Below are 16,124 nucleotides of genomic sequence, written 5' to 3' on the forward strand. Positions count from 1 at the left end.
CGCCCGGATTCGGCCCGGGCGGGGGCCGCTATGGTGAGTTCATGGTCGTTCGCATCAACCGCGTGTACACCAAGGTCGGCGACAACGGCACGACCGCGCTCGGCGACGGCTCGCGCGTGCCGAAGACGTCCCCCCGCCTGGGGGCCTACGCCGACACCGACGAGGCGAACTCGGTCATCGGGCTCGCCGTCGCCATGGGCGGGCTGCCGGCCGAGATCACGGACGTCCTGCGCACGCTGCAGAACGATCTCTTCGACGTCGGCGCCGACCTGTGCCTGCCGATCCAGGACGACCCGCCGTACCCGCCGCTGCGCATCACCGAGAAGTACCTGGAGCGGCTCGAGGGCTGGTGCGACGACTTCAACGACCGCCTGCCCAAGCTGACGTCGTTCATCCTGCCGGGCGGCACGCCGGGCGCGGCGTTCCTGCACCAGGCGCGCACGGTGTCCCGCCGCGCGGAGCGGAGCGCGTGGGAGCTGTACGAGGCCGAGCCGGAGACGACGAACCCGATCGCGGTGAAGTACCTCAACCGGCTCTCGGACCTGCTGTTCATCCTGGCCCGGCTGGCCAACCCCGAGGGTGACGTGCTGTGGCAGCCGGGCGGCCAGCCCTCCTAGATCCCCCAGCTGTCGCGCAGCGACCGCAGGGCCTGGTGGAAGCCGGGGAACGTCTTCTTCACGCACTCCGGGTCGTCCAGCGTGATGCCGTCGACCAGCAGGCCGGTGATGCTGAACGCCATCGCGATCCGGTGGTCGCGGCGGCACTTGACCAGCGCGCCGGCCGGGACACCGGGCTGGATTTCGATCCAGTCGCGACCCGTCTCGACCTGGATGCCGAGCGCGCGCAGGTTCTCCTCGCACGCGTCCAGGCGGTCGCACTCCTTGATGCGCGTGTTGTAGACGTCCTCGATCCGCACCGGCCCGGAGGCGAACGGCGCGATCGCCGCCAGCGTCGGGACCGTGTCGGAGATGTCGCGCATGTTGACCGTGACGCCGCGCAGGCCTTCCGAAGGGCCCGCGACGGTCACCGAGTCCTCTTCGAGCTGGACGTGGGCGCCCATCCGCTCCAGGACGTCCACGAACCGCACGTCCCCCTGCAGCGCCGTCGAACCCAGGCCGGGGATGGTCACCGTGCGGCCGGTGACGGCCGCCGCGGCCAGGAAGTAGCTGGCCGTCGACGCGTCGGGCTCCACCGGGTAGTCGCAGGCCTGGTACGGCCGCGCCGGGACGACGAACGTCTGGCCCTCACGGCGGACCTCGACGCCGAAACGCCGCATCATCTCCAGCGTGATCTCGACGTACGGCACCGACACGAGGTCGGTCACCGTGATCCGCAGCCCCTCCGCGGTCAGCGGCCCGAGCAGCAGCAACGCCGTCAGGAACTGCGACGACAGGCCCGCGTCGAGGGTCAGGTCGCCGCCCTTGACGCCGTTCGCGCGGACGGTCAGCGGGTGGTGGCCCGGCTCGCCCTCGAAGGTCAGGTCGACGCCCAGCTCCTGCAGCGCGTCGGTCAGCGGCCCCAGCGGACGGCGGCGCATCTGGTCGGACGCGTCGAAGTGGAACGTGCCGGTGCCGGCCGCGGCGAGCGCGGGCAGGAAGCGGGCCGTGGTGGCGCCGTCGCGGCAGAAGACGTCCGCCTCGGCGACACCCGGCCCGGAAGGCCGGCCCTCGATCGTCCAGGCGTCCGGCTGCCGGTCGACCTGGTAGCCGAGCTTCACGAGCCCCTCGGCGAAGCCCTCCGTGTCGTCCGAATGCAGCGGACGGCCGAGCACGGTGGTACCCCGCGCGGCGGCGGCCAGGAACAGGCCACGGGCGGTGACGGACTTGGAGCCGGGGATGTCGACGAGAGTCACGGCCCCCAGTTTAGTGGGGCTGGATCTCGGCCATCGGGCCCCAGTCGGAGGCGTCCTGGACGTTGATGATCTGCGGGTTGTCCGAGATGTAGGCACCCAGGTTCGCGACGGCCCACTTGAAGTGGTCGGAGCCGACGTGCGCGACGGCGGCGTCCTGCCCCTCGAAGCCCTCGACCAGCACGTACGTGTTTTTGTCCTCGAGGCTGCGGGACCACTCGAAGAACCGGTTGCCCGCCTCGCCGCGGGTGTTCTTGGTGTAGTCCGCCACGATGTCCGGCCAGGCTTCGGCGTGCTCCGGTTTGACCGGGAACTTTACCACGATGAAGATCATGCGCTCAACCGTAGGCCAAAACGGCGGCCGTGGCTGTCTCGGTTTGAGACAGCAGGGTGAGACAAACAGCGTCAGGAAGCGCGCGGCAGGCGTCGCCCGGGCGGGGCGGATTCGAGCCACGAGAGGAACCCGGTGAGCGCGCCCGGGCCCATGGCGATCTCGATCGCCTCCTGGGTCTCGGACTCGCAGCGCAGCACGATCGCACCTTCGGGAACGGCGTAGGCCTCGGTGCCGGACGGGTCACGGCGGTCGGCGATCTGCATGCTCGCCCGCTGGAAGACGCGGTCCGGGCCGCTGCGCAGGCTCCACACGCGGTACCAGACGAACTCGTCACCCTCGTAGCGGCCGAGCCCCAGGTGCCAGCTGGCCCGCGCGTTGTCCGGACGCCACCGCAGCGCGACGCTCACGCCACCGCCGCGGCGCATCCGGATCCACCGCTGGCCGTACCAGCCGGCCAGCACCACGAGCACGATCAGGAGCCCGACTACCACCACGGTGATCTGCACGGCCCGGCTCCTGCCCGTCGCTCGCTCAGGCCGACTGACCTGCTGCGCGGAGCTGGGCCGAGGCCCTCGCCCGCTCGGTCTCGTCGTCCCCGGTCAGGGCCGCCTTCGCCGCTTCTACGTCGATCTCGTCGGAGAGCTCGGCGCTCTCCGCGAGAATGCTCACCCCGGTGCCGGTGACCGACAGGAAACCGCCGTGCACGGCCGCGAACACCGAGTCGCCGTCGGTGGTCGTCACCTTGACCACGCCACCCTCGACGAGCTGCCCGAGCACGGGCTCGTGACCGGCCATGATGCCGATTTCGCCTTCGGTGGTCTGGGCCACCACGAAAGTGGCGGTACCCGACCAGAGACGGCGCTCGACAGCCACCAGCTCCACGGACATCTCAGCCACGTAGCACTCCTTCGCTCGGGGTGTTACCACCGAGTGTAATAGGTCCGTATCCCGGTATGAGAACGGCGGGGGCTCGAGTCCACAGTGGACACCGCCCCCGCCGCCTCAGGGAAGTCACTTCTTGGTGATTTCCTTGTACTTCTTCTCGAGGTCTTCGAGGCCACCGATACCCAGGAACGCCTGCTCCGGGTAGTGGTCGAAGTCACCCTTGGCGATGCGGTCGAACGACTCGATGGTCTCCGACAGCGGCACCGTCGAGCCCGGGATCTGCGTGAACGCCTCCGCGACCAGCATGTTCTGCGAGAGGAAGCGCTCGATCCGGCGGGCGCGCTGGACGGTGAGCTTGTCCTCTTCCGAGAGCTCGTCCATACCGAGGATCGCGATGATGTCCTGCAGTTCCTTGTACTTCTGCAGGATCCGGATGACCTCGGAGGCCACGCGGTAGTGGTCCTCGCCGACGATGGCCGGGTCGAGGATCGTCGACGTCGACGCCAGCGGGTCCACCGCCGGGAAGATGCCCTTCTGGAAGACACCACGCGAAAGCTCGGTGGTGGCGTCCAGGTGGGCGAACGTCGCGGCCGGGGCCGGGTCGGTGTAGTCGTCCGCGGGGACGTAGATCGCCTGCATCGAGGTGATCGACCGGCCCCGGGTCGAGGTGATCCGCTCCTGCAGCTGGCCCATCTCGTCGGCCAGCGTCGGCTGGTAACCCACGGCCGAAGGCATGCGGCCCAGCAGGGTCGACACCTCGGAACCGGCCTGGGTGAACCGGAAGATGTTGTCGATGAACAGCAGCACGTCCTGGTTCTGCACATCGCGGAAGTACTCCGCCATGGTCAGCGCGGACAGGGCGACGCGCATACGCGTGCCCGGCGGCTCGTCCATCTGGCCGAACACGAGGGCGGTGTCGTTGATGACGCCGTCTTCGCTCATCTCCAGGAAGAGGTCGTTGCCCTCACGGGTGCGCTCGCCGACCCCGGCGAACACCGACGTACCACCGAAGTTCCGGGCGACACGGGTGATCATCTCCTTGATGAGCACCGTCTTGCCCACGCCGGCGCCGCCGAACAGGCCGATCTTGCCACCCTGGACGTACGGGGTGAGCAGGTCGACGACCTTGAGGCCGGTCTCCAGCATCTCCGTCTTGCCTTCGAGCTGGTCGAAGGACGGCGGGTTGCGGTGGATGCCCCAGCGCTCGAGGTCGTCGCCGTAGCCGGGCTCGTCGAGGCACTCGCCGAGGGCGTTGTAGACGTGGCCCTTGACCTTGTCGCCCACCGGAACAGTGATCGGGCCGCCGGTGTCGGTGACCTCGGCCCCGCGGACGAGACCGTCCTGCGGCTGCAGCGAGATGGTGCGGACGAGGTTGTCACCCAGGTGGGAGGCGACCTCGAGCGTCACGGTCTTGCGGAGCTGCTCGAACTCGATCTCGACCTTGAGCGCGTTGAACTGGTCGGGCACGGAACCGCGCGGGAACTCGACGTCGACGACCGGACCGGTCACCGACACGATGCGCCCCTTGGCGCGCGGGGCTTCAGTACTGGTCATCAATCATCACTTCCTGCTGCGGTGAGCGCGTTCGCGCCACCGACGATTTCGGAGATCTCCTGGGTGATCTGCGCCTGGCGGGCCTGGTTCATCTCCCGCGTCAGGTTCCCCACCAGGTCGTTCGCGTTGTCCGACGCGGCCTTCATGGCCGTCCGGCGGGCGGCCAGCTCGGACGCCGCCGACTCGAGCAACGCCGCGTAGAGCCGCGTGTTGATGTACTTCGGCAGGAGCGCGTCCAGCAGCTTGTCGGCACTCGGCTCGAACTCGTAGCTGGGGAGCAGCCCGGCGGGCTTCTCCTCTTCCCCTTCGGAGTACTCGACCTCGAGCGGCGCGACGCGCTTGGCGATCGGGCGCTGGGTCAGCATCGACACGAACTCGGTGTAGACGATGTGGATCTCGTCGACACCCTCGACACCGTCGGCGTTCCCGTGCTCGTCGTCGACGCCGGACATGAACGACGCCACGAGGGCCTCACCGGCCGCGACCGCGTCGGTGTAGCCCGGCTGGTCGGAGAAGCCCGTCCAGCCGTCCACCACGTCGCGGTTGCGGAACCGGTAGTAGTTCAGGCCCTTGTTGCCGGTCACGTAGACGCGGGCTTCCTTGCCCTCCTTGCGGAGCAGGGCGAGGAGCTCCTCGGTCGCGCGCAGCACGTTGGAGTTGTAACCACCGCACTGGCCCTTGTCACTGGTCACGACCAGGACAGCGGCCCGCTTCGGGTTCGGGCGCTCGACCAGCATGGGGTGGTCGAGGTTGGCCGCCGCACCGGCCAGCGCCGAGAGCACCTTGGTGATCTCGTCGGCGTACGGCCGGGAAGCGGCGACCTTCGCCCGCGCCTTGGTGATGCGCGCGGTGGCGATGAGCTCCATCGCCTTGGTGATCTTGCCGATCGACTTGGTCGCCTTGATGCGCGACCGAAGTTCCCGGAGTTGTGCGGCCATGAGCTATCAGCTCACTTCTTCGGGGCGGGCTTGTTGACCTTGACGGTCTCCTGCCCGACCTTGTCGGAGTCCATCGCGTCGGCGTCCGACTCGACCAGGGACTTGCCCTCGGAGGTGGTGAACTCCTTCTTGAACTCGTTCACCGCGGCGACCAGCTTGTCGGCGGTCGCGTCCTCGAACTTGCCCGAGTCGCGGATCGCGCCGAGGACGTCGTCGTGCTTGCGGCGGGCCGAGTCGAGGAACTCGTGGTTGAAGCGGCGCACGTCCTCGGTCGGGACCGAGTCGTAGTGGCCGTTCGTGCCCAGCCACACCGTGCAGACCTGCTCCTCGACCGGGATCGGCGAGTACTGCGGCTGCTTGAGCACCTCGTACAGCCGGGCACCGCGCTCGAGCTGCGCCTTGGAGGCGTCGTCGAGGTCCGAGGCGAAGGCGGCGAACGCCTCCAGCTCGCGGTACTGGGACAGGTCGATGCGGAGCGAGCCGGAGACCGACTTCATCGCCTTGACCTGCGCTGCACCACCCACGCGGGACACCGAGATACCCACGTCGATGGCCGGGCGCTGACCGGCGTTGAACAGGTCCGACTGGAAGAAGCACTGGCCGTCGGTGATCGAGATGACGTTCGTCGGGATGTAGGCCGACACGTCGTTGGCCTTCGTCTCGATGATCGGCAGCCCGGTCAGCGAGCCGGCGCCCAGCTCGTCCGAGAGCTTCGCGCACCGCTCGAGGAGACGGGAGTGCAAGTAGAAGACGTCGCCGGGGAAGGCCTCGCGGCCCGGCGGGCGGCGCAGCAGCAGCGAGATCGCGCGGTACGCGTCGGCCTGCTTGGTCAGGTCGTCGAACACGATGAGGACGTGCTTGCCCTCGAACATCCAGTGCTGGCCGATGGCCGAGCCGGTGTACGGCGCGATCCACTTGAAGCCGGCCGAGTCCGAAGCCGGGGCGGCGACGATGGTGGTGTACTCCATCGCGCCCGCGTCCTCGAGGGACTTCTTGACCGCGGCGATCGTGGAGCCCTTCTGGCCGATCGCGACGTAGATGCAGCGGACCTGCTTCTTCTCGTCGCCGGTGTCCCAGTTGGACTTCTGGTTGATGATCGTGTCCACGGCGACGGCGGTCTTGCCCGTCTTGCGGTCACCGATGATCAGCTGGCGCTGGCCGCGCCCGATCGGGGTCATCGCGTCGATGGCGGTGATGCCGGTCTGCAGCGGCTCCGACACCGGCTGGCGCTCGACCACCGAAGCAGCCTTGACCTCCAGCGGGCGGCGGTCGGTGGTCTCGATGTCGCCGAGACCGTCGATCGGGGCGCCCAGCGGGTTGACGACGCGGCCGAGGTAGCCGTCGCCGACCGGCACGGACAGGACCTGGCCGGTGCGCTTGACCTGCTGGCCCTCTTCGATGCTTTCGAAGTCGCCGAGGATCGCGGCACCGATGGAGCGCGCGTCCAGGTTCAGTGCGACGCCCAGGACGCCGCCGGGGAACTCGAGCAGCTCGTTGGCCATGGCCGAGGGGAGGCCCTCGACGTGGGCGATACCGTCACCCGCGTCGATCACGACGCCAACTTCTTCCCGGCTCACGTCCGGGGCGTAACTCGAGACGTAGTTCTCGATCGCGCTACGGATCTCATCCGAGGAGATCGTCAGCTCGGCCATGTCTTTCCCGCTCTCGCTTCGTTCTTGCCAGTATGCAAAGTCTTGTGTGACCCGGGCTAGGCCCGGGCCAGCCGCCTGCGCAGGGCCGCCAGCTGACCCGACGCGCTCCCGTCGATGACCTCGTCGCCGACGCGGACGACGAGCCCGCCGCCGAGCCGGGGGTCGACCTCGACGTGCAGGGCGATCGGCCGTCCGTAGATGTCGTTGAGCTTCGAGCCCAGCTGGGCGGTCTGCTCGTCGGACAGGGCGCTCGCGCTGGTCACGTACGCGACCGAACGCTGACGGCGCTCCGCGGCCAGCTTCACCAGCTTGTCGAGCCCGACGCCGACGCCGCGGCCCTTGGCCCGGCGGACGACCTGCTCGACGAGGGTCTCGGTGACCACGTCCACCTTGTCGGCGAACAGCCCGCGCACCAGCGCGCGCTTCGCGTCGGCGGGACCGGCGAGGTCCGACAGCGCGGTCTCGAGCTCCGGGTGGTGGGCCACCACGCGGGCGACCTGGAACAGCTGGGACTCGACGGTGTCGACGTTCCCGGTCTTCTCGGCCGCGGTCAGCAGAGCCGAGCGGCCGAGCGACTCGAGCCCGTCGGTCAGCTCACGAGGGCTGGACCAGCGGCTGCCCGCCACGGTGTCGAGCACCTTGAGGGCCGGTTCGGACACCTTGCCGTCGAACAGCCGGCGCGCCAGGTCGGTGCGCGCCTCCGGCGTCGTCGAAGCGTCGCTCAACGCCCGGCGCAGGCCGATCTCCCGGTCCAGCAGGTCGACGACCGAGAGCAGCTCGTCGCCGACCGTGGCCGCGTCGGCTCCCGCGTCGGCCAGAACCTCGCCGAGGCGTTCCTCGGCGAGGCCGAGCGCTTCACGGCTCGCAGCATGCAGCGTCATTCCGGTCTACTTCCCCGCCCCACCAGCAGCACCGGCGGTGTCCAGTTCCGCGAGGAACCGGTCGACGGTGCCACGACGGCGCGCCTCGTCTTCGAGCGACTCGCCGACGATGCGGCTGGCCAGCTCCACGGCGTTGCGGCCCATGTCGGCCCGCAGCTCGGCGATGATCTGCGCCTTCTGGGCCTGCAGCTGGGCCTGCCCCTGGGCGACGATCCGCTGGGACTCGGCCTCGGCGTCGGCCCGCAGTTCCGCCTTGATCTGCTCGGCTTCGAGCCGGGCGTCGTCACGGATCTTCGCGGCCTCGGACCGGGCTTCGGCCAGCTGCGCCTTGTACTGCGCCAGCGCGGCTTCGGCTTCGGCCTGGGCCTTCTCGGCCTTCTCGATGCCACCCTCGATCTTCTGCGCACGCTCTTCGTACGCGGCCTCGAAGCGAGGGACGACGTACTTCTTGAGGATGAACAGCAGGATCAGGAAGGCGACGATGCCGAGGATCAGCTCCGAGATGTCGGGGATGATCGGGTTGTGCGTCTCGCCTTCAGCGGCGAGGAGCATTGCACTCTTCAGCACGGCGTCTCCTTAAGCGATGAGCTGCTGACTCAGGCGGCGGAGGCGATGAAGTAGATGACGATGCCGATCAGGGCCAGAACCTCGGTCAGCACGAAGGTCGAGAAGCCGATGCCCTGCAGCTTGCCCTGGGCCTCCGGCTGACGCGCGGTGCCGTTGATGACCGCGGCGAAGATCAGGCCCACACCGATGCCCGGGCCGATCGCGCCGAGGCCGTAACCGATGGCGGCGAGGCCGGGGTTGATGTTGACGGCCTGCTCGGCGGCGGCCTGGGCCAGAACGATGTTGCTCACGTGCGTTTCCCTTCACTTCGGTCCACGCGCTCGCGTGGATCGGGGGCTTGTGTTCTCAGTGCTCCGACGCCAGCGCGGCGCCGATGTACCCCGCCGAAAGCAGGGCGAAGATGTAGGCCTGCAGCACCTGGATGAAGGCCTCGAGGAAGGTCATCCCGATGGCGAAGATCCAGGCCACGAGCGAAACCGGCTTGAGCGCCCAGCTCGACGTCTCGGTCAGCAGGAACGTGCCGCCGAGGGTGAACACCGCCAGGATCAGGTGACCGGCGAACATGGCGGCGAAAACACGGATGGCGAGCGTGAGCGGGTTGAGGAAGAACTTCTCCGCGAACTCGATCAGCGAGAAGAGCGGCAGGACCGCCTTCGGCACACCCGGGGGCGCGAGTTCCTTCTTGAAGTAGCCGGCGAAGCCGTGCTTCTTGAAGCCCGCGTAGTGGTACACCGGGTAGACGACGAGGACCGCCAGGGCGACCGGGAAACCGAATCGCGCCATGGTCGGGAACTGGAGCAACGGGATGATCCCGTAGAGGTTGTTCACCAGTACGAAAGTGAACAACGAGAAAACGAGCGGCACATACCGCTTGAAGTCCTTCGAGCCGATCTGTTCGCGCGCGATGTTGTTGCGGCTGAAGTCGTAGATGGACTCGGCGACGAACTGCCCCTTGCCGGGCACGACCTGCAGCTTGCGGGTCGCCAGCAGGAAGTACGTCGCGATGATGACCACCGAGAGCACGACTAGCAGCATCGGCTTGGTGACGTTGCCGAACAACGCCGGCAACTCGAAGCTTTCGGCGCCGGGCGGTGCGAACACAGCACCCTCGGCCAATACCAGCGCGCCCACTGGGCTCCTTCCGGTTCTCCCGGCCGGCGTTCACTCCGCCGGGGGAATCGTCACGATCTGGACTTAACGTACCCGATACGCATCGGGACGTCGGAGGCGGCTACCCCACGGTTCGCAGAACACACATTCACGTTCTGCACACGGGGGTTGTCTCGCGTGAACACTGCCCAGGTCTACTTCGGACCAGCGGCGGAAGAGGCGGAACTACACGGTCGCCACACTGCTGATCGCGGTTCGTCTTAGGGAGCGTGCGGCCGAGGCCGCCACCCTTGACGCGGACCATACCAGCAGGTCAATCAGTGCCGTACAGGCGTACTCCATACCAACCGATCAGCCCAGGACTTAGGTCCCGGGTCGACCCGGGACCCAGGTCCGGCGCCGGCCGGGACCGCGTCCGGAACGTCGCAGGCGAGCCGTCCGGGACCCTTCCGGAGGCCGCGCGCAAGCGCACGGCTGTGGTCCCGGTCACACTCGGGCGGCCGCATGTCAGCTCACCCAGCGTAACGGACCTGCCCGGCAAAACGGACAGCCGTCAGGACGGGATGATCGTCGGGATCTTGGTCTTGCGGAAGGCGGCGAACTCGGCCGCGGCGGCCAGCAGGATGGCCACGATCATGGTGATGCCGAGCGACATCGGGTGCAGCGCCGTGACGCCCTTCAGCAGCGTCAGCGCGCCGAACAGCAGGACGACCTTCACGACGTACCCGCCGAGCGCGATCACCATGACGAACATCGGGTCCTGGCCGGCGCTGAAGCGCATCATGCCCAGGGTCGAGAGCGACGCCAGCATCGCCAGCACCCCGCCGACGAGCGAGCCCCAGAAGCCGGGCATGCCGTTGAGGATGCTGAAGAGCACGATGCAGACCAGCACGGCCGGCGGAGTCACCAGCAGCGAAGCCTTCGTCATGGCGCGGGCCGCCTGCAGCACCACCTTGGCGTGCGGGTTCTCCTGCTCCTGCGTTTCGGTCTCGCTCACGGTTGACTCCCTGCTCGGTTCAGGTCCGAGTGTAGAGACCCCTGTTGACTAGGTGCGCGGCTGGTTGCGCGAGCGCAGCCGCGGGATGATCGAGACCCCCACCGCGAAGACCAGGCCGACCCCGATGATCCAGAGCGCCGCCGCGTCGTCGAACAGGGTCACCGAGACCGCGCCGAACGCCAGGATGCCGGCCCACAAGTAGATCAGCAGCACCGCGCGGCGCTGGGAGTGGCCGATCTCCAGCAGCCGGTGGTGCAGGTGCATCTTGTCGGCCGCGAACGGGCTCTCGCCGCGGCGGGTGCGGCGCACGACCGCCATGATCAGGTCCAGCATCGGCACGAACAGCACCGCCGCCACGACCACCAGCGGCGAGAGCAGCGCGATCGCGTCCTTGCCGCTGAACTGCGGGTAGGGCACGCGCCCGGACGCCGACGTCGTCGCGCCCGCGAGCACCAGGCCGATCATCATCGAGCCGGAGTCGCCCATGAATATCTTGGCGGGCTGGAAGTTGTACGGGAGGAACCCCAGACAGGCGCCGGCGAGCGTGGCCGCGATCAGCGCGGGCGGGTACGTGCCGACGTCGCCGCCGGAGCTGTCGAGCAGGCCCAGCGAGAACGCGCACGTGGCCGCCGCCGCGATGAAGCCGAGGCCGCCGGCCAGGCCGTCGAGGCCGTCGACGAAGTTCATCGCGTTGACCATCACCACGACCATCACGACGGTCAGCAGCGCGCCCTGGTTCTTGTCGAGCACCAGCACCGAGCCGAACGAGCCGCCGGTGCCGCCCCACGGCACCCAGAACGACACCCACTGCACGCCGAAGATGACCAGGATCCCGGCGCACATGACCTGGCCGGCCAGCTTCGTCCAGGCGTCCAGCTCGAACCGGTCGTCGAGGGCGCCGATCAGCGAGATGACGGCGGCGGCGAGCAGCACGCCGACCGAGTCGAACGAGGCGTCGAACCCGTGCGACAGCGCGGGCAGCTGGTGGGCCAGGCCCATCGCGCCGGCGACGCCGAGGAGGATGCCGATCCCGCCCATCCGCGGGATGGGCGCGACGTGCACGTCGCGCGCGCGGGGGTTCGCGATCGCGCCGACGCGGATCGCGATCCGGCGCACGACGCCGGTCAGCAGGTAGGTCACGGCCGTCGCGGTCAGCGCGACGAGGATGTATTCCCGGATCGGGAGAAGACCGGATGTGGGCGGCACGGGTGCGTCACGCTCGCGGGGTCGGGGTCACCCGCGACACGCTATCGTGCCGCGCCGGGCGCCTTGATCCGGCTTCACGCCAACGTTTCCGCGGGGACACCCAGCACCTCCGCGATGGCGTCCTTGCTCACGGCGCCTTCGCGCAGCACCACCGGTTCGGTGCCGGTGAGGTCCACGATGCTCGACGCGACGGCCTCGCCGCTGGAGCCGCCGTCGAGGTACACCGCGACCGAGTCGCCGAGCTGCTCCTGCGCCTCCTGCGCGGTGCTCGCCGGCGGGCGGCCGGAGACGTTCGCGCTCGAGACGGCCATCGGGCCGACGTCGCGCAGCAGTTCCAGGGCCACCGGGTGCAACGGCATCCGCAGCATCACGGTGCCCCGCGCGTCACCGAGGTTCCACTGCAGACTCGGCGCGTGCGGGAGCACAATGGACAGATCGCCGGGCCAGAACGCTTCGATGAGCGCCCGCGCCTGCGGCGGCACGCCGAGCACCAGACCGTCCACAGTGGACCACGAGCCGACGAGCACGCCGACCGGCATGTCCGGGCCGCGGTTCTTGGCGCGCAGCAGCGCCTGGACAGCGCCCGCGTCGAACGCGTCGGCGCCGATGCCGTAGACCGTGTCGGTCGGCAGCACGACCAGCCTGCTCGACCGGACCGCGCCGGCCGCCGCGGAGAGCCCGTCGGCCCGGGAGTCGCGCTTGCTGCAGTCGTAGACCACGCTCATGGCGGCCAGCCTAGCCTCGTGAGTGGCGAGGAGGGCCGGAACCCTCCTCACCACCCACGAGGGCCGGGGTCAGAAGCCGAACGCCGTGCAGCTCGCGGTGGCCGTCTTCGACGGGTCGCTCACCGACGTCGCCGTGAGCTTCACCCGGGCGGCCAGGTCGCCGCCGCCGCGCTTCGCGTAGGCGGGGACCTTCGTGAACTGGCCGAACTTCACCGTGGCCAGCTCGTTCGGCAGCCGGACCTGCCAGCCCTTCGCGTCGGTGGAGACGCTCAGCCGGTAGGTGTCGGTGTCGTACGGCGCCTTCGCACCCTTCGCCGAACCCGTGTTGAGCAGGCCGAAGTCGCAGGTCGCGAGCCCGCCGCGGGCGAACGCCGGCAGCGCCGGGGTCACCGCGGCGCCGCGCGCCTGGCTGCCCGCGCCGTCGAGCGAAGCGACCGTGACGGTGTACGAGAGCACGCCCTTGCGGTCCCGGGCGAGGTCGGTGACCAGGAACTTCAGCCGGTTCGCCTGGTCGGTGTACTCGTACGGGCTCGCGGCCTCGGTGCCCGCCTTGAACAGCGCGTCGTTGAGCTGGCGGTAGTCACCGATGGTGATCTTCACCGGGGTGCCGTCCGGCTTGGTGTAGTCGGTGATGCCGATGTCGGCCGGGTTGGCGTCGATCACCCACTCGAAGGGCGCGTTGTCCTTGTCCTTCGTCTTGGCGAGCAGCACGCCGGAGTCGGGCGAGAAGGAGTCCGCGCCCATCCGGTCGACGACCTCGACGGTGTAGTTGTCGTACCCGCCGCCGTCGCAGAACGGGTCGGTCGCCTTGTCGCACTTCGGGCTCTTGTCGCCGCCGGTGAGCTTGATGTTCAGCCCGGTGAACGCGCCGGGCTGCGGCTCGGCCTCACGCGCGGTGATGCGCGCCGACACCGGCCCGGACGCCGCGAGCTGGTTGCGGTCGAGCTGCAGGACGTCGGCCGGGTCGACGATGCCGAGCTTCATCTTGTTGCGCAGCATGTGCTGGGCGCCCATCGAGCTGCCCTGCGTCGCCGGGATCTGCCAGCGCGTGTGCGGGCCGCCGGGACCGTTGAACGTGCCGCGGGACAGCATTTCCCAGGCGCCGGAGTAGTCCCGCCACGGCGGGATGCCGAACGGGTTGTTGTAGTTGTCGCCGATGCCGAGGATGTGGCTGAACTCGTGGGCGTAGGTCGACTGCCCGGAGCTTTCGGCCTGCACCGAGCTGCCGTTCCCGGCGTTGGGCCAGATGCTGGCGGCCGACGCCCACGACGTCCACGGGACGTACCGGGTGGCGGCATAGTTCGGCAGGTCGTGGTTCGGCGGGCCGAAGGCGTCCGGGACGTTCTCCTTGGTGCCGAACTTCATCTCGCCGAACTCCTGCCAGGTCGAGCTTTCGTCCTGGCCGGCGGAGAGGTAGAAGACGAAGTCGAACTGGTTCGCGGCGTCACCGATGTCGGCGCGCCAGGCGTTCCCGGCGTCCGTGCGGAGGTCGCGGTCGCAGTTCGCGGACGGCGGGCACGCGTCCGGCTGGAACTCCATGCCGTACTCGAAGGACTGGCCGGGCATCCGGTAGGGCCCGAACGCCGTCAGCTGCACGCCGAAGCGGCCGCCGGAGTCCTCCATCCAGTACTCGTTGATGGTGTGCCCGTTGTTGAGCGCCTCGGGCTTGTTGAGGAAGTCCTGGTAGTACTTCGCGACGTTCGCCCGCGGGATGTTCGCGGCGGCCGGGCCGGGGTTGCCGAACACGGTCGAGTTCGGCGCCTTCGTGACGACGAAGTCCTGGTCGGGGTAGTCGGCGAGGACGACGGCGCCCTTGAAGGTGCGCTGGGTGGGCTTGAGCGAGGGGTCGGCCCAGTTCGTCCCGGGCACCTTCTTGTAGTCGGACCACGTCATGTGGTCCTGGTTCTCCCAGTGCGCGGCGTCGATCGGGGCGGGCCAGCCACGGGTGAGCGGCTCGGCGGCGGCGGTCCCGGCCCCGAGGCCGGACAGCACGGCGACGGCCGCGAGCAGGGCGAGCGCTTTCGGGGTTCTGGCGCGCATCTGCGGCTCCTTCACTGGAAACCGGCGGTTTCCCGTGATCGACCGTATTGAGCCGCGCTGTCTGCCTTCTGCCTCGAAGCGAGGATCTACCCGCTTGCCCCACGACGAAAGTCTGGCCGCTTTGTCAGGCCCGGCGGCGCGGCCTCGGCCTCTTCGACCATCTCGACCAGCTCCGCGACGACCTCCCGCGCGCTCTCGCTGTCCGGGAACCACTCCCAGGCCGCGGCCGGCAGCTTCTCCCGGATCACCTTCATGATCTCGGCGGCCTGCGTCGCCGTGTAGGTGCTCAGGGCGAAGAACGCATAGCCCCCGGCGACGAACTCCCGGAGGCTCGCGGCCACCGCCGGGTCCTCGATCTCGTCGGCGATGAGTTCGAGGACCATGCGCAGCAGCTCGCGGGGTGGCATCCAGTCGAGGAATTCGGGGAGGCGCTTACCCGGTGGATCGACGATGAAGTCAGCGGACAGGGCTCAGCCCAGCCGCTTGGCCGTGACGAAGCGGGCGCGGCCCGCCAGATCGAGGTGGCCCTCGACCGCCGTCAGCACCCGGCGTGCCCGGACCAACGCCGGGACCGCCGAGCCGTGGGTGTCGTCGTGTTCGATGGCCAGGCCGCCGCCCGGGCGCAGGAGGCGCGCGCCCGCCGCGATCGCGTGGCGGATCACCGCCAGGCCGCTCTCCTCGGCGAACACCGCGCGCGGCGGGTCGTGCTCGGCGACCTCGGGCGGCACCGGCGTGCCGTCCGGGACGTACGGCGGGTTGCACAGCACCAGGTCGACCAGGCCGTCGAGCTCGGCGAACATCGTCGGGTCGGCGATGTCGCCGGAGTACAGCCGGATCGGGGTGTCACCGGCGTCGGCGTGGACGTCCGCGTTGTGCCGCGCCCAGGCCAGCGCCTGCGGGTCGACGTCGACCGCGTAGACGACCGCGTCCGGGCGCGCGTGCGCGACGCCGAGCGCGAGCGCCCCGGAGCCGGTGCACAGGTCGACCACGACCGGGAACTCCCGGCCCTGCAGGAACTTGACGCCCCATTCGAGCAGCAGCTCGGTCTCCGGCCGCGGCACGAACACCCCGGCCCCGACCGCGACGGTGATGTCACCCAGCGCGGCCCAGCCGGTGAGGTACTGCAGCGGGATCCGCTTCGCGCGCTGCTGGACGAGCTGCCCGATCGCCTCGATGACGGGCGGGTCGACCAGCGGCACCATCGGCAGCCGCCCGCGTTCGACCCCGAGCACGTGCGCGGCGATCACCTCGGCGTCGAACCGCGGCGAGGCGACACCCGCGCGCTCGAGAATGCGGGTGGCCTCGATGATGGCCAGGCGCAGCGGCTGCCGATTCACTCGTCGTCCTTCACCTCGTCGAGCCTGGCACACCAGGCGGAACTCCCCC

General features: G+C 69.3%; 18 protein-coding genes. 1 reads left to right on the forward strand and 17 read right to left on the reverse strand.

The features are described 5' to 3' along the window. The first annotated feature begins 41 nt into the window (after positions 1–41). Positions 42–617, forward strand: a complete 576-nt coding sequence (locus tag VA596_RS01525) for a cob(I)yrinic acid a,c-diamide adenosyltransferase (RefSeq protein ID WP_323322800.1) — start codon at positions 42–44, stop codon at positions 615–617. Here VA596_RS01525 and aroA read toward each other — a convergent pair. The 17 genes from aroA to prmC all read right to left on the reverse strand — a co-directional run bounded on the left by aroA (position 614) and on the right by prmC (position 16,075). After that, positions 614–1,852 carry a 3-phosphoshikimate 1-carboxyvinyltransferase gene (gene aroA / locus VA596_RS01530; RefSeq protein ID WP_323322802.1) on the reverse strand — a complete coding sequence of 413 codons (1,239 nt, stop codon included), beginning with the start codon at positions 1,850–1,852 and terminating at the stop codon, positions 614–616. The two genes, VA596_RS01525 and aroA, sit on opposite strands and share 4 nt — an antisense overlap. A 10-nt stretch (positions 1,853–1,862) precedes the next feature. Then, entirely contained in the window at positions 1,863–2,183 is a 321-nt protein-coding gene (locus VA596_RS01535; protein ID WP_323322804.1) for a putative quinol monooxygenase, read from the reverse strand. Between the two features lie 71 nt (positions 2,184–2,254). After that, positions 2,255–2,689 carry a DUF2550 domain-containing protein gene (locus tag VA596_RS01540; protein ID WP_323322806.1) on the reverse strand — a complete coding sequence of 145 codons (435 nt, stop codon included), beginning with the start codon at positions 2,687–2,689 and terminating at the stop codon, positions 2,255–2,257. Between the two features lie 25 nt (positions 2,690–2,714). Further along, complete coding sequence (locus tag VA596_RS01545; RefSeq protein ID WP_323322807.1) at positions 2,715–3,080, reverse strand: F0F1 ATP synthase subunit epsilon; 366 nt, start codon at positions 3,078–3,080, stop codon at positions 2,715–2,717. 114 nt (positions 3,081–3,194) lie between these two features. Next, on the reverse strand, positions 3,195–4,622 hold the full coding sequence (gene atpD / locus VA596_RS01550) for a F0F1 ATP synthase subunit beta (RefSeq protein WP_323322809.1): 1,428 nt from the start codon (positions 4,620–4,622) through the stop codon (positions 3,195–3,197). Further along, the gene (locus VA596_RS01555; RefSeq protein WP_323322811.1) at positions 4,622–5,560 is read right to left on the reverse strand and encodes a F0F1 ATP synthase subunit gamma; all 939 of its coding nucleotides are present in this window, start codon (positions 5,558–5,560) and stop codon (positions 4,622–4,624) included. The genes atpD and VA596_RS01555 overlap by 1 nt, the downstream gene beginning before the upstream one ends. 11 nt (positions 5,561–5,571) lie before the next feature. Further along, positions 5,572–7,212, reverse strand: coding sequence for a F0F1 ATP synthase subunit alpha (atpA, locus tag VA596_RS01560; RefSeq protein ID WP_323322813.1), 1,641 nt, complete (start codon positions 7,210–7,212; stop codon positions 5,572–5,574). 56 nt (positions 7,213–7,268) lie between these two features. Continuing rightward, entirely contained in the window at positions 7,269–8,093 is an 825-nt protein-coding gene (locus VA596_RS01565; RefSeq protein WP_323322815.1) for a F0F1 ATP synthase subunit delta, read from the reverse strand. 6 nt (positions 8,094–8,099) lie between these two features. Continuing rightward, positions 8,100–8,645 (reverse strand): F0F1 ATP synthase subunit B, encoded by a 546-nt coding sequence (locus tag VA596_RS01570; RefSeq protein WP_400537996.1) that lies wholly within the window; start codon positions 8,643–8,645, stop codon positions 8,100–8,102. 44 nt (positions 8,646–8,689) lie between these two features. Continuing rightward, positions 8,690–8,950, reverse strand: a complete 261-nt coding sequence (locus tag VA596_RS01575) for an ATP synthase subunit c family protein (RefSeq protein WP_323322819.1) — start codon at positions 8,948–8,950, stop codon at positions 8,690–8,692. Positions 8,951–9,005: 55 nt separating this feature from the next. Continuing rightward, entirely contained in the window at positions 9,006–9,791 is a 786-nt protein-coding gene (atpB, locus tag VA596_RS01580) for a F0F1 ATP synthase subunit A (protein ID WP_323322821.1), read from the reverse strand. A 532-nt stretch (positions 9,792–10,323) separates the two neighbouring features. Continuing rightward, the gene (locus VA596_RS01585; RefSeq protein WP_323322823.1) at positions 10,324–10,767 is read right to left on the reverse strand and encodes a hypothetical protein; all 444 of its coding nucleotides are present in this window, start codon (positions 10,765–10,767) and stop codon (positions 10,324–10,326) included. A gap of 48 nt (positions 10,768–10,815) precedes the next feature. Then, on the reverse strand, positions 10,816–11,973 hold the full coding sequence (locus VA596_RS01590; RefSeq protein WP_323322825.1) for a glycosyltransferase family 4 protein: 1,158 nt from the start codon (positions 11,971–11,973) through the stop codon (positions 10,816–10,818). A gap of 74 nt (positions 11,974–12,047) precedes the next feature. Further along, positions 12,048–12,698 (reverse strand): L-threonylcarbamoyladenylate synthase, encoded by a 651-nt coding sequence (locus VA596_RS01595; protein ID WP_323322827.1) that lies wholly within the window; start codon positions 12,696–12,698, stop codon positions 12,048–12,050. A gap of 69 nt (positions 12,699–12,767) precedes the next feature. Then, entirely contained in the window at positions 12,768–14,738 is a 1,971-nt protein-coding gene (locus tag VA596_RS01600) for a M6 family metalloprotease domain-containing protein (protein ID WP_323322829.1), read from the reverse strand. 86 nt (positions 14,739–14,824) lie between these two features. Next, a complete protein-coding gene (locus tag VA596_RS01605) occupies positions 14,825–15,145 on the reverse strand; it encodes a glycoside hydrolase family 25 domain-containing protein (RefSeq protein WP_323322831.1) in 321 nt (106 codons plus the stop codon). Positions 15,146–15,208: 63 nt separating this feature from the next. Further along, positions 15,209–16,075: a peptide chain release factor N(5)-glutamine methyltransferase gene (gene prmC, locus VA596_RS01610; protein ID WP_323322833.1), complete on the reverse strand. Its 867-nt coding sequence runs from the start codon at positions 16,073–16,075 to the stop codon at positions 15,209–15,211. Between the last annotated feature and the right edge of the window lie 49 nt (positions 16,076–16,124).

It is taken from the genome of Amycolatopsis heterodermiae, from assembly GCF_034929455.1.
Classification (GTDB): domain Bacteria; phylum Actinomycetota; class Actinomycetes; order Mycobacteriales; family Pseudonocardiaceae; genus Amycolatopsis; species Amycolatopsis heterodermiae.